The sequence below is a fragment of the Bacillus sp. ILBB4 genome, assembly GCF_035064545.1.
Taxonomy (GTDB): domain Bacteria; phylum Bacillota; class Bacilli; order Bacillales; family Bacillaceae_H; genus Priestia.
The window spans coordinates 152,960-165,999 of record NZ_JAIQVD010000005.1 but is presented as its reverse complement, the minus strand read 5'-3'; the positions used below and the strand labels follow the sequence as shown (position 1 = coordinate 165,999).

15 protein-coding genes are annotated in these 13,040 nt (G+C 37.3%); 3 read left to right on the top strand and 12 right to left on the bottom strand.

Features of this window, described 5'->3' with window-relative positions; translation table 11 throughout:
* Nucleotides 1-204 precede the first annotated feature (204 nt).
* Entirely contained in the window at nucleotides 205-1,251 is a 1,047-nt protein-coding gene (locus tag LAV82_RS21725) for a C40 family peptidase (RefSeq protein ID WP_499716873.1), read from the top strand.
* A gap of 537 nt (nucleotides 1,252-1,788) precedes the next feature.
* Here the strand turns inward: LAV82_RS21725 and ssb are convergent.
* Nucleotides 1,789-2,151 (bottom strand): single-stranded DNA-binding protein, encoded by a 363-nt coding sequence (gene ssb / locus LAV82_RS21720; RefSeq protein ID WP_013059785.1) that lies wholly within the window; start codon nucleotides 2,149-2,151, stop codon nucleotides 1,789-1,791.
* Between the two features lie 96 nt (nucleotides 2,152-2,247).
* Here ssb and LAV82_RS21715 point away from each other — a divergent pair, with 96 nt between their 5' ends.
* Nucleotides 2,248-2,685 (top strand): YwpF-like family protein, encoded by a 438-nt coding sequence (locus tag LAV82_RS21715; RefSeq protein WP_014457773.1) that lies wholly within the window; start codon nucleotides 2,248-2,250, stop codon nucleotides 2,683-2,685.
* Nucleotides 2,686-3,208: 523 nt separating this feature from the next.
* On the top strand, nucleotides 3,209-3,631 hold the full coding sequence (locus tag LAV82_RS21710) for a helix-turn-helix domain-containing protein (protein ID WP_025752508.1): 423 nt from the start codon (nucleotides 3,209-3,211) through the stop codon (nucleotides 3,629-3,631).
* Nucleotides 3,632-3,659: 28 nt separating this feature from the next.
* On the opposite strand, the gene fabZ is transcribed toward LAV82_RS21710, so the two are convergent.
* The 11 genes from fabZ to LAV82_RS21655 form a co-directional block, all read right to left on the bottom strand.
* Complete coding sequence (gene fabZ / locus LAV82_RS21705) at nucleotides 3,660-4,094, bottom strand: 3-hydroxyacyl-ACP dehydratase FabZ (RefSeq protein ID WP_013059788.1); 435 nt, start codon at nucleotides 4,092-4,094, stop codon at nucleotides 3,660-3,662.
* 83 nt (nucleotides 4,095-4,177) lie between these two features.
* Nucleotides 4,178-4,999 (bottom strand): flagellar hook-basal body protein, encoded by an 822-nt coding sequence (locus LAV82_RS21700; RefSeq protein WP_499716872.1) that lies wholly within the window; start codon nucleotides 4,997-4,999, stop codon nucleotides 4,178-4,180.
* A gap of 23 nt (nucleotides 5,000-5,022) precedes the next feature.
* On the bottom strand, nucleotides 5,023-5,847 hold the full coding sequence (locus tag LAV82_RS21695) for a flagellar hook-basal body protein (protein WP_499716871.1): 825 nt from the start codon (nucleotides 5,845-5,847) through the stop codon (nucleotides 5,023-5,025).
* Between the two features lie 114 nt (nucleotides 5,848-5,961).
* Nucleotides 5,962-6,963, bottom strand: coding sequence for a rod shape-determining protein (locus LAV82_RS21690; RefSeq protein WP_013059791.1), 1,002 nt, complete (start codon nucleotides 6,961-6,963; stop codon nucleotides 5,962-5,964).
* Between the two features lie 186 nt (nucleotides 6,964-7,149).
* Nucleotides 7,150-7,413 carry a sporulation transcriptional regulator SpoIIID gene (gene spoIIID / locus LAV82_RS21685; RefSeq protein ID WP_013059792.1) on the bottom strand — a complete coding sequence of 88 codons (264 nt, stop codon included), beginning with the start codon at nucleotides 7,411-7,413 and terminating at the stop codon, nucleotides 7,150-7,152.
* 275 nt (nucleotides 7,414-7,688) lie between these two features.
* On the bottom strand, nucleotides 7,689-8,519 hold the full coding sequence (gene spoIIQ / locus LAV82_RS21680) for a stage II sporulation protein SpoIIQ (RefSeq protein ID WP_499716870.1): 831 nt from the start codon (nucleotides 8,517-8,519) through the stop codon (nucleotides 7,689-7,691).
* 162 nt (nucleotides 8,520-8,681) lie between these two features.
* Nucleotides 8,682-9,704 (bottom strand): stage II sporulation protein D, encoded by a 1,023-nt coding sequence (gene spoIID, locus LAV82_RS21675; protein WP_013059794.1) that lies wholly within the window; start codon nucleotides 9,702-9,704, stop codon nucleotides 8,682-8,684.
* Between the two features lie 162 nt (nucleotides 9,705-9,866).
* Entirely contained in the window at nucleotides 9,867-11,171 is a 1,305-nt protein-coding gene (gene murA, locus LAV82_RS21670; RefSeq protein WP_013059795.1) for a UDP-N-acetylglucosamine 1-carboxyvinyltransferase, read from the bottom strand.
* A gap of 31 nt (nucleotides 11,172-11,202) precedes the next feature.
* Nucleotides 11,203-11,943 carry a YwmB family TATA-box binding protein gene (locus tag LAV82_RS21665; protein ID WP_074681816.1) on the bottom strand — a complete coding sequence of 247 codons (741 nt, stop codon included), beginning with the start codon at nucleotides 11,941-11,943 and terminating at the stop codon, nucleotides 11,203-11,205.
* Between the two features lie 160 nt (nucleotides 11,944-12,103).
* Nucleotides 12,104-12,340 carry a DUF1146 family protein gene (locus LAV82_RS21660; RefSeq protein ID WP_013059797.1) on the bottom strand — a complete coding sequence of 79 codons (237 nt, stop codon included), beginning with the start codon at nucleotides 12,338-12,340 and terminating at the stop codon, nucleotides 12,104-12,106.
* Between the two features lie 274 nt (nucleotides 12,341-12,614).
* Nucleotides 12,615-13,019 (bottom strand): F0F1 ATP synthase subunit epsilon, encoded by a 405-nt coding sequence (locus LAV82_RS21655; RefSeq protein ID WP_013059798.1) that lies wholly within the window; start codon nucleotides 13,017-13,019, stop codon nucleotides 12,615-12,617.
* Between the last annotated feature and the right edge of the window lie 21 nt (nucleotides 13,020-13,040).

Genomic DNA, 13,040 nt, shown 5'->3' with positions numbered 1-13,040 from the left:
GCAAATCATTCTCCAGCTACTGATAAAGATACAAAAAGCGCAATAAATAGCGTTTTTTTGAATAAAAAGGTGTTTTTATAGCAAAAAAGACCCTTTACTTTCTCTTTAAATTCCAGCATATTTATACATATAATATTTTTGTAATTTAATAGACATATTGGAAAAATAAACACGAAACATTTACATAATTAGGGGGATTTATTAATGAAAAAAAGGCAGCTCGCTTTATCTCTAGGCACCATTGTTGGCGGGACATTCTTATATCAAGCTTCAGCTGAAGCATCTGCTTCAACTGTTCAAGTGAAAGCTGGAGATACACTTTGGTCATTATCTACCACATACCATACAACGGTAGAAGCTTTAAAAAGCGTAAATAAGTTATCTTCAAATACAATTCACATAGGACAAACGTTATCGATTCCTTCCGTTTCAACCTCTCAACCATCTAATAAGGAAGAAAAGCCTTCAGCTCCCGCTACTGGTTCGACCTATAAAGTTCAAAGCGGCGATACCCTTTGGAAAGTTGCTACTCGTTTTAATATGAACGTAGAAGAATTAAAACGTTTGAACGCTCTTTCTTCTAACATTATTTATATTAACCAAACGTTAAAAGTAAATGGAAGCAATAGCGCATCGACTTCAACTACGAGTAAACCAGCAGAAACTCCTTCTAAGGATGCAAACGGAACTTACAAAGTTCAGCGTGGAGATAGCCTATCTAAAATAGCTTCGACATTTCACATGAGCGTCAGTGAGCTAAAACAAATAAACGGATTAACGTCTAATACGATTTATGTAAATCAACAATTAAAGGTATCAAAAAGCAGCCAAACAACTACGCCAACAACAAAACCAAGTACATCCACACCTTCAACTTCTAACGGAACATTAAATGTATCGCAAATGATTTCAGATGCAAAACGTTATATAGGTGTTCCTTACAAATGGGGTGGCACAACTCCTTCTGGTTTTGACTGCAGCGGATTCATTTATTACGTAATGAAACAACAAATTTCTACAACGCGCTATACGACGGCTGGTTATTGGAGTGTATCAACACCCGTCAGTAATCCACAGCCTGGAGACTTAGTGTTTTTTAATACATATTCTAGCGGTCCTACACATATGGGCATTTACCTTGGTAATCGTCAATTTATTCATGCTGGATCTTCTACGGGTGTAACCATCGCAAGCTTAGATAACAGCTACTGGAGCAAGCGCTACTTAGGGGCAAAAAGATTTTCTAAATAATTGATAGAAGCTGAAACAAAAGTATTTTAGTTGGAGGAAGATCCGAACGAGTTTGATTCTTGATGGAGAATCAAACTCGTTCGGATTTTTTCATTGGTAGGGTGGACGTAGGTTTCATATATGTAGGTTCTTCTAGCTGTTGAGCGGAGGGCAAAGCGAAGACTCCTGCGAGAAAAGCAGAATAGATGAGACCGCGCGCAAGTGACGAGGAGGCTCATCGGCCGTCCGCGGAAAGCGAATCCTTGCACGGAAATCAACAGTGGTGTAACAAGTGATCCATACTAGCTCACCCCATTTGTTTGTCTTTAGATTGCATTAATTCAGTTATGTCTCAACCTCTTATATACAGCAAAAAAACCGTTAAATGATTTAACGGCTGAAATAGAGGAATAGTTCGGGGGTAGTGAATACTTTAGTTTTCTCTCTTGAGAACATAGAAAGAGCCTTGCTCTTAAAAAGGATCTATCTTCTATTATGATAGATAAGAGGAATTAAAACCTTAGCTGAACTAATCACCCCCTTTCATACTAGATAACTTTATTCTTCTTGTTGATTTGAATCAAATGAAGAAAAACCGGATGGCTTTCCACTTAAAAACTTAACAGCATCAGCCACAACGTCGGTCATATATACTCGTTGCTGAAGATTATTTTCAAATGTGCGCGTTTGTACACGCCCTACCACACCTACAACCGCTCCTTTATCACAGTAAGCAGCCGTATTTTCTGCATTTTTTCTCCACAGAGTAATGTTGACAAAATCAGCATCATATTCACCTTCAACATTTCGAAACGTTCGATTAATTGCTAAAGTAATAGTAGATACTGCAATCCCTTCATGGGTATATCGAAGCTCAGGTTTTTTTGTCAGTCTTCCTACAAGAATAATATGGTTAATCATAGTCTACCACTCCAACTGATTGAATAATGGGAATCTTTAAGCTCATTCATGTTATAATATGGATAACCTACTATTTACGTAAAGGAGGAAACATCAATGAAAACATTTAAACTTGTGTCATTTCAATTGGTTGATGATCAAGAAAAGCGTCAGTCTGTCTCACTAACTAATGGCCTTATTATTAATAAAGAAGACGGCGAAAATAACTGGATTTTAGAAGCAGTTATCGATAAGAAATGGTACGATGAATTTCATGTTTTGTTGAAAGATAAACAAAAAATGACGGTAGAAGCTAAAATTACGAAAGAAACAAATGATCCGGCTACCTTTATAGCTACCGTGGCTTCCATTACTTCAATTGGTGAAAATCGTATTAGTTTGTTGATGAAAGGTGTTTTAAAAGAACGGAGACTTCATTATGCTGAAATGCTCTTAGAGGATTTAATTAACCAAGGGTTATCAGGTCAAGATTTACTTCAACAGTTCAAACTGCAGCTTCGAAACAGACCGATAAAAAGTACATCTAAAAAATAAGTCAAGTCATCTCAAGGTGTCTGGATTTAAAAGAGAGGATTATTGTTTGCGGTCTTTTTCGTTGGTCCATGAGAAGGGTAAAGAAAAGAGAACTCACTGGAGAGGTACCTTTCTTTTTTTCCTAAAAATAAATGAGCACAACTAGAACGTTTGAAGCGATTATCTCTTATGCGAGCGCCTTGCCTTTTCAAATAAAAATTTGTCATTTTTTCACTCCTTTTTCTTTGTAATTCGTATATTAATGCATTTTTCCCCGTTATTCAACCATTTTTTTCAATATGCCGAACAAAAAATAGGATTTTTTTACTATAAAAACCTCTATTTTTGTTCTTTTTTTTATATCCATGCAGAAAAATGAATCTTTTTAGAGAAAAAAAAGAAATAAAAACAGGTTTTATTCCCTTTATTGCAGAAGGTAAAGTGTATATGTTTCATATTGTGCGAATTTAGCATGTTACAAAGAACATGAACTACATTCGAACAATAAGACATATACTTATCTTTACGAAATCAGGTGATGCATATGAAAGATTTTGGAGAAAGAATTAAACATTTCAGACTAAAAGGAGGGTTTTCACAAGAAGAATTAGCAAATCAGTTGAATGTTTCTCGTACAACTATTTCAAAATGGGAATGTTCGAAACAAACGCCTTCCATTTTTGATTTTCTATCTCTATGTAATTGTTTTCAAATTACGCTGGACCAACTTATTGAGCCTTCCTCTTATAAACAAGATCATTTACATGACTTCCAACTTCTTTACTTAACAAGAAAATGTGAATCGGATTCACACGACGAGACCATTTTAACCCTCATAGATAAACAGCCCTTATTGAAACATGTGCTCTTACAATTTTCATCTCTGTCACCAACACTTCAAAAAGAGTTGCTAACGGATATTATACCTTTATTAAAGAAACTTTTTTCTGCTTTGCAGCGTCAATAAAAAAAGCTGCATCAGCAGCTCTTATGTACTATTCTTTTTTATCGCCTAAAGCAAACATAATATCTGTTTCGCAGACTAACTCTCCATCTACAGTTGCGATACCTTTTCCTTTGCCAATAGATCCACGCGCACGTACAATTTCAACCTCTAAACGCAGTTGATCACCAGGTCTTACTTGCTTTTTAAAACGGCAGTTGTCAATGCCTGCAAAAAATGCTAAACGTCCTTGATTTTCTTCTTTTTTTAGCATAGCTACTGCTCCTACCTGAGCCAAAGCTTCTACAATTAAAACCCCTGGCATCACAGGATAGTCAGGGAAATGCCCGTTAAAAAATTCTTCATTGGCAGATACGTTTTTTAAACCCACTGCTTTTTTTCCCTCTTCCACTTCTAAAATGCGATCGACCAATAAAAATGGATATCGGTGTGGAATAATTTCTTTAATTTGTTCAATATCAAGCATAAATAAGTCTCCTTTCAAACCGCATGTAACATACGATACTATTATCAATATACAGAATGCTCAATTGAGAAGCAACTACTTGCTTAAGCTCTGATTCCATTAACCAAGCCCATCATTTGATCTGCAATTAAAATAGAGCGGGAATTAAATTGATACGCACGTTGAGCAATGGACATATCAGTAAGTTCTTTACTCAAATCTACATTTGACTGTTCCAACTTCCCTTGCTCTACGCCTGCTGTTTCTCGAGCTTTTCCAGTCAAATCTGTAAACATATTCGGTTGGTTCATCCCTGCTGGAAAGGCAAATAGATTTTCTCCTTTAGCTTCTAGCACCTGCGGCTTTTGGACATTTGTTAACCCAAGTGTAAACTGGTCAACGCCCGTATTCGTAGTAACCGTTATCGTTCCACTTCCATCAATTTGTATATCTTTGAACGCGTTATTGAAAATAATAGCTTGACCATTTTCCCCCAGCACATCCTGACCAGAACCGTTTACTAATTTAACATCGTTCGGGCCTTCAGGGCTAAGATGAAAAGAACCATCTCGCGTATACTGTACAGGCTGTTGGGAATCGTTTACGGCAACTTGAAAATAAACGTTTGGATTAGATGCAGCTACATCTAATAGTTTATCTGTATTCTGAAAAGCACCCTGCGTCATATTCAAGCTCGTTTGATCTAAATAAGCGCCTGTGCCTTGCCGAATTCCGGCTGGCGTAAGCCGCTTTTCTGTTCCCTTATCTTCTTGATTGTTTACTTGTTGATACAGCATATCATTAAATGAAGCATCTCTCGCTTTATATCCTGTCGTATTTGTATTAGATAGATTATGACCAATGACATCAAGCTGCTGCTGCAGCTGTCCCATCGTATTGGCCGCTGTTATCATTGTACGGTTCATCCTTCTCATCTCCCCTGTTGCTTTTAGCGCACACGCCCAATTTCATTTGCCGCTTTATCCATGCTTCTATCGTAAGCTTGCATTATTTTTTGATTTGCCTCAAAAGCTCTGTAAGCCGTTAGTAAATCAGTCATACTTTGAGCAGCATCTACATTGGAACGTTCAACAAATCCTTGCTTTAACTGATAAGAAATGCCTGGATTATTCCTTGCTGAAGGCAAGGGCTGATTGTTCAGCGTTTCATACAATCCATTCCCTGCCTTTTTAATCGTTTGTAAGTCACTAGCATAAGCAATATCGATTTGTGCAACCTGCTGATTATTTTCCGTTACGTTACCTTGTGAATCAACTGTAAAGTTTTCACTTTTTAGTTGAATTGGTTGATTATTTGTATTTAATACATAAGCTCCGGTAGACGTAGTTAAAAACCCTTCCTGATCTAATGTAAAATTACTGTTTCTTGTATATTGGGGCGTATTATCAGGGCTTTGTACCACAAAAAATAGTCCGCCCTCTTTTGTAGGCATATTTTGCTCCATCAATGCAATATCAGTTGATTGAGGCGTTTGCTGAAGATCACCTTGTGTAAAATTTGGAACTGTTTCTTGCATATACACGCCCGTATTAATCGCACCTATGTCTTTTTTGTTCTGAACAGAGATGCTACGGTCAGTAGGTAAATCTTCAGATTCCATTCGCTGCAGCAACATATCAGGAAATGCCTTTAACGTACCTTGATCTGCTTTAAATCCTGGCGTATTAGCATTTGCTATGTTATTCGTTAATAAGTCAGTTTGACGCTGTTGAGACAGCATACCCGCTGCTGCCGTGTAAAACCCTTTAAACATACTTCATCCTCCTTACAAGTAAACGTTGTTCGTTATAGCCAGCTCACAGAGTATAATAGATAAAAGAAGAGACTCCTCTGTATGAAACGAGCCAATAGAGGAGTCTTCATTTATTTAAACAATATTGCGACGAGATAGTTTATCAATATTATCGAGCATAATACCTGTTCCAACAGCTACACAACCCATTGGATTTTCTGCAATTAGCACAGGCACCTTTAATTCTTCCGCTAACAGCTGATCCATACCGTGAAGCAATGCTCCACCGCCAGTTAAAATAACGCCTCTATCTATAATATCGGCAGAAAGTTCGGGAGGTGTACGCTCTAATACACTTTTCGAAGCTTGTACAATTACGCTGACAGACTCTCTAAGTGCCTCCTCTACTTCTTCAGAATAAACAGTAACCGTACGAGGTAGGCCTGAAACCATGTCTCGCCCTCGAATGTCCAACTCTTCATTACGAGCTTTAGGAAACACCGTACCAATTTTCACTTTAATTTCTTCTGCTGTACGCTCTCCGATTAAGAGCTTATATTTTTGCTTAATGTACTGCAAAATTTCGGCATCAAAACGATCACCAGCCATCTTAATAGAAGCTGCTGTTACGATATCGCCCATTGAAAGGACGGCCACATCGGTTGTACCTCCACCAATATCTACGACCATATTTCCGCTCGGCTGAAAGATATCCATTCCAGCGCCAATAGCCGCGACTTTTGGTTCTTCTTCCAAATAAATAGTTTTTCCACCGCTCTTTTCAGCAGCTTCGCGAATTGCTTTTTGTTCAACAGAAGTAATATTTGTTGGACAACAAATTAAAATGCGCGGCTTGGATAAAAAACCTTTTACATTTAATTTGTTAATAAAGTGTTTGAGCATAGACTCTGTAATTTCGAAGTCAGCGATAACACCATCTTTTAAGGGACGAATGGCAATAATATTACTGGGCGTTCTTCCTACCATACGTCTCGCTTCTTCCCCTACTGCTAGCACTCTATTTGTATTTTTATCAATCGCCACAACAGACGGTTCATTTAACACAATTCCTTTGCCTTTAACGTGAATTAAGACGTTAGCTGTACCTAAATCGATACCAATGTCTTTTGCTAACATACCTTAAATCCTCCTTCTATTTACATATCTTTGCATGATAACCATTCTTTTTTCCTAATTTACTATTTTATCACAATTTGTATATGTATGTTGTTATTAGCAAAAATATTTATTATATACCTATTTTATCCAAAAAATAAAATGCCCTATACTACCTCTATAAAAAAGGCAATATTGGGCATTTTTTCATTTTACAGTTTCTTCTTCCTTTTTGTACTTTAATTTTGTTGCTTCTCCTCCACGCAAATGCCGAATAGATTTATGATAATCAAGAATTTCTTTTACTTCATTTGCTAACTCAGGATTTATTTCTGGTAGACGCTCTGTTAAATCTTTATGGACAGTACTTTTCGAAACGCCAAATTCTTTCGCAATTACACGAACTGTTTTCTTTGTTTCTACAATATACTTTCCAATCTTGATAGTTCTCTCTTTGATGTAATCGTGCACACTACTCGCCCTCCCCAAATTGGATATGAGAAGTATCCAAGGGAATGTATATATTATCCCTTTTCTAACATTCTCTTTATAGGTTTGTAACAGTTTATTAGCTTGTGTGCAGATATATGCTAGAAAAGTCAGTAAGGACAAGTGATTTCTTATATTTTTTTGAAAATTTAGTGTTTTTTATTTACTTTTTTAACATAATGCATCTCATTTTAGAAAAATTCATAAAAAAAGAAGCTCGATTTTATCCAGCTTCTTTTCATATTTATGGTCTTGCCTTATGCATTTGGTTTAGACGTATCTGCTGAAGGTTGTTTTGAATCTTTATCTTCTTTAGTCTTTTCATCAGATGATTTTTCGCTATCCTTTGATTCTTCAGAAGAAGAGTCGTCTTTTGGTTCTGTCACTTCAGTTGCTTTGACTTCTTTGATAGAACTAACAGATTTTCCAAAATAACTGCTTGGATTAATTGCTACACCATCTTTACGAACTTCAAAATGCACATGTGTTTTTGCTTCTTGATTATATAAGCTTTTTCCAGCTTTTGCGATCGTTTGGCCTTGTTTAACAATATCTCCTACTTCTACATCAGCTTTCTCAAGAGATTGATACTGTGTGACTAAACCATCTTTATGATCAATTTCTACTACATAACCTAGTAAAGGATCTTTTGTTGCTTTTGTTACTGTACCGCTAGCTGCTGCTACAACATCAAATGATTTATCTCCCTTAACAGCTAAGTCAACACCTGTATTTGGATGATACGTATTGTTGTAGAAAACTAGTGCTTCTTCTTGCTGTTTTTCAGATGCTTGATCGTCGTAGAAAGGCTTTTTCACAATAGCTGATGCTTCACTAGCAACTGGCATTTTTAAATTTTCAAGCGAAGCATTTACCTCTACAGCGTCGTCTCGATAAGCCGTACCGTCTTGGCTATAGCCGCTTTTGTCTTCTTTGCTAATATCGTTTCCATTAGCTTGAAACCAAAGGACTGCTGTAAGAATAATTGCTGCACTCGCTAAATAGATAGCCGGGAACACCCAACGCTTTCTAACTAATTTTTGAACTTTCGATTTTGGAGAAGTACGTTTCTTTTCTTCCTCTCTCATATATCATCACCTCAGCAATCAGTCTGAACACAATTGAATGAATATATACACAGCGATAAAAAATTTTTTTCGATTATTTTTCAACAGATGAATCTAAAATATACATTTTATTTAAAAAAAGTGAAAACCATAAAAAAAGACCCTGCTATAAGGGTCTTTGAATTAGCGTTTAGCTGTCAATTGTGCAACAAACTGATCGTTAGGGGTAATCGCAACACCTGTATAATAATGAGTAACAATATCTTTATACGTTTTTCCTTCCAGTGCCATACCATTTGCTCCGTACTGACTCATCCCAATACCATGTCCATATCCTTTTGTGTTGATGATAATTTCATTACCTTTTTTTGTCCAATGAAAGTCGGCTGACGATAAACCCAGTTTTTCCCGAACATCTTTTCCCGACAGTTCTTTACCGTTTATCTTTACGTAATCTACGCGCTGCCCCGGCGTTCTAGAGACGATTTCACCTACTGATCCACTGTTTGTTAATTTCACTCCAAGCCTCTGTTCAAAGCTAGCAACAGACATTACTTTCTGATTTGTAAATTCAGGGGACTTTTTATCCCATGGACTAGCTACACTTTTTAGATAAGGAATGGAATTCTTCCAATACGCTTCTGAATTTTCAGTGTAACCATTGCTGGTAGAAAAGAATGTAGCATTAATTGGCTTATTTTTATACGTAAGAATTTGACCTTGGGTGTCCTTCACTGCTTCTTGAATTTTTTTGATTTTCCAATCATAGTCTTTGTTCCACCTGCTTCTTAGCTCATCTTTATTTAAATATACTTGGTACTCTACGGTATCAGTCACATCCGCTCCTTGGGGAAGATGACTATTTCCATTCATCATAGTTTGCACAATATAGGTTCTGGCTGCCAAACTTTGAGCCTTAAGTGCTTCAAGCTCAAAAGTAGCAGGCATTTCAGCTGCTACTACCCCTACAAGATAGTCTTCGAGCGGCAGTTTTTCTACTTTTTTCGTTTCCGTACGATAAACACTGACGTCAAGAGGAGACGCTGTCACTTTTTGTAGTTTTTCGGTTTTTGGGGTCTGTTTGACATTTTCATGTAGCTTTCCATCTGTCTTTTCAGTAAAAGGAACAACGAGAAGTGTTGGGATGAGTAACACAACGAAAAAAAAGATGACTCCTAGTACGACGATTGGCTTTGCTTGTTTCATGAACGCCTAGCCTCCATATCTATTATTTTGACAAGGAACACCTATATCCCTATATTCCATATGTATGGAGGTGGACAACCTTTTATGACAGCAAACCGGCCATAAGGGTCGTCCAACGACAAAAAAAGCATCTCGCTATGAGATGCTTTTTTTATGACATATTTATTTGACGTCTGAAGCCTGTTGAGTTTGTTCTACTTGCTTTGTTTCGTCATTTACACGTTCAATATCAGCGCCTAAAGCGGCTAATTTATTGTGGAAATTTACATAACCACGATCAAGGTGTTTTAATTCCGTTACACGCGTATAGCCGTCTGCTACAAGTCCTGCTAATGTTAACGCTGCTGCTGCACGAAGATCTGTTGCTGCTACTTCAGCGCCTTGTAGTTGAGAAGGTCCGTTAATAATAACAGAGCGCCCTTCAATTTTAATATCAGCGTTCATGCGGCGAAACTCTTCTACGTGCATAAAGCGGTTTTCAAAAACTGTTTCTGTAATCATACTTGTGCCTTCTGCTGCTAATAATAATGCCATCATTTGAGATTGCATATCCGTAGGGAACCCTGGATGAGGCATTGTTTTAATATCTACTGATTTTAGCTTTTCAGGTCCTACAACACGTAAGCCGTCGCCTTCTTCAGTAATTTCAACACCCATTTCTTCCATTTTAGCAACAAGTGAACTGATGTGCTCTGCTACTGCACCGCGTACAAGTACGTTTCCACCTGTAATAGCTGCTGCTACCATGAATGTTCCAGCTTCGATACGATCTGGAATAATTGCATGTTCTGCACCATATAATTTATTAACACCTTCAATACGGATCGTACCAGTTCCTGCACCGCGAACTTTAGCGCCCATTGCGTTTAAGAAGTTTGCTAAGTCGACAATCTCAGGTTCTTTTGCTACGTTTTCCATAATTGTAGTGCCTTCCGCTAATGCTGCTGCCATCATAATATTTTCTGTGGCACCTACACTTGGGAAGTCTAAATAAATTTTAGCACCTTTTAGTCTTCCTTCAACTTTTGCATCAATAAAACCATTTCCTACTTGAACTTTAGCACCCATTGCTTCAAAGCCTTTAAGATGCTGATCAATCGGTCTTGATCCAATCGCACATCCGCCAGGTAAAGCTACACGAGCCTCACCTGTACGCGCCAATAAAGGACCCATTACAAGTACTGAAGCGCGCATTTTTCTTACATATTCAAAAGGTGCATCTGTTTTTAACTCTCTTGATGCATCTACAACTACACGATTTGTTTCAAAATCTACTTCTGCATTCAGATGTCTTAAAACTTCGCCAATCGTAAATACATCGGAGAGAGCTGGTACATCATTTAGAATTGTTTTTCCTTCACTAGCTAATAAGGTTGCAGTGATAATAGGTAAAACGGCGTTTTTTGCTCCTTCAACTTTAACTGTACCGCTTAATCTATTTCCACCGCGGACGATGATTTTTTCCAAGGTATTCCCCTCCGCGTCCATTTTCTCTATATTAATATTCAGACGTAATGATAGGTGTGCCAACAACTATGGTTGTTTGACCGCCCATTCTTGTCTTGCGTAATGCAATTTGTAAGTTCATTTCCTGCTTTTTCGTTTGAAGAGCTTCTTTCCACAGTCCAGTATATGCTGAAACAGAGGTAAATGACTCTTCCACTAGAGATTCCACTGGTTTAGCATTGAAAGCTCGTAATAGGTCTTGAATTTCAACAGACAAAACACTTTCCATCTTATCATTGATTTCCCCCGTTGCACAAGAGAAAATTATGGGTTCTGATAGGAAAATTTTTTCATAATTTGTCTGAAATACATTTTGAAAATGGGTCATATTTTTTTCTTTTAAACCTTGTCCCGTTACATGATACGATATGTACGCATTGCTGTGTTCATCGATCGCATAAGTTAACAGAATGACTTCGTTCACATCTTCACTTTTGCGTGTACCTATTGCTTTCCATAGGTCTCTTTCCCTCTTCACTTCCCATTTAAAACCTCTAAAATTACTTTTAATACTTTTAGCTTGCAAATAAAAGGTTTTTTGGTCAGTAACAGCTTTTACTTCTTCTCTTGCATACAACGATACTTCAGTTAACGAAACATGCTGCTTATTTAAGGTGTGAACAATCTTCTCAATAGTAGTTTCATTGTTTTGGGCATTGCTCACATAACTTCCATGATATACGAATAAGCCAGTAATGAAAATAGCCAAAAAGACACTAATTTTTTTAAACATTTCGCCACTCCCTCTCCGTACTCATCAGTCTTTCCAGAAGGCGATGATACATACATGAAAAGGGTCGTCATATTTAGACATAGCGACATACATTAGCGTATAAATTCGTATATCTTCAATGAATGAACGTCTATTTTATCATAGACTCATAGCTTGCCAATCATTGAAAAAATGAGGGAATGCGCTGTGACCAAAATAAATAATCCAAAAAGAAATTACTTACTGTTGATGAAATCGTAATGGTCAATAAAATAAGCATTAATTTTGCTTGAAACACATGATTAGGTTTCATCAGCTTTTCAATTTGAAAGCCCTGCAAAGCATACCAAGTAATCACAATAAAAATCAAATGTGAAATCATGGTTAGTAACGTTTGCTGTTCAATTCCTCCAAACAATAAAAGCACTCCTTTTAAACACCATATGAAAAGAAGAGACGATCATCGTCTCTTCTTTTCATATTAAAGCACACTTATGCAAATTCGTAAACGGTAACATGAAAAACATTTATTTTATTCCCTATTTTAAGATCCTTTTCCATTATTGAACAAAATAAAGAAGATGGATGCGCTTAGTTAAATGGAATATATAATCATAGATCAATGCTATTTGCTCTTCCCCTTGTGTATAATAGAGCAAAAAAGCCCTCTCATTCGTTTGAGAGGGCTTTTTTTAGAACTTACGTTGACTAATATCTAAACGATTGACTGCCCGTTTCAAGGCAATTTCAGCACGCTTAACATCAACGTCATCTTGTTTGCTATCAAGGCGCATTTCAGCGCGCTTTTTCGCTTCTTCTGCACGAGCTACGTCAATCTCTTCAGCTGTTTCAGCAGCCTGTGCAAGAATTGTTACTTTGTCAGGTCTTACTTCAAGAAATCCTCCGCTAACAGCCACAAGTTCTGTACTGCTTGCTTTCTTCAAGCGGACGGCTCCAATTTGTAAAGGAGCAACCATCGGAATATGGCCATGTAAAATACCAAGCTCACCGCTCTGTGCTCGGGTACTTACCATTTCCACTTCTGATTCGTAAACTGGGCCATCAGGAGTCACTACACTGACATGGATTGTCTTCATTTAAAAAACCTCCTATGTCCC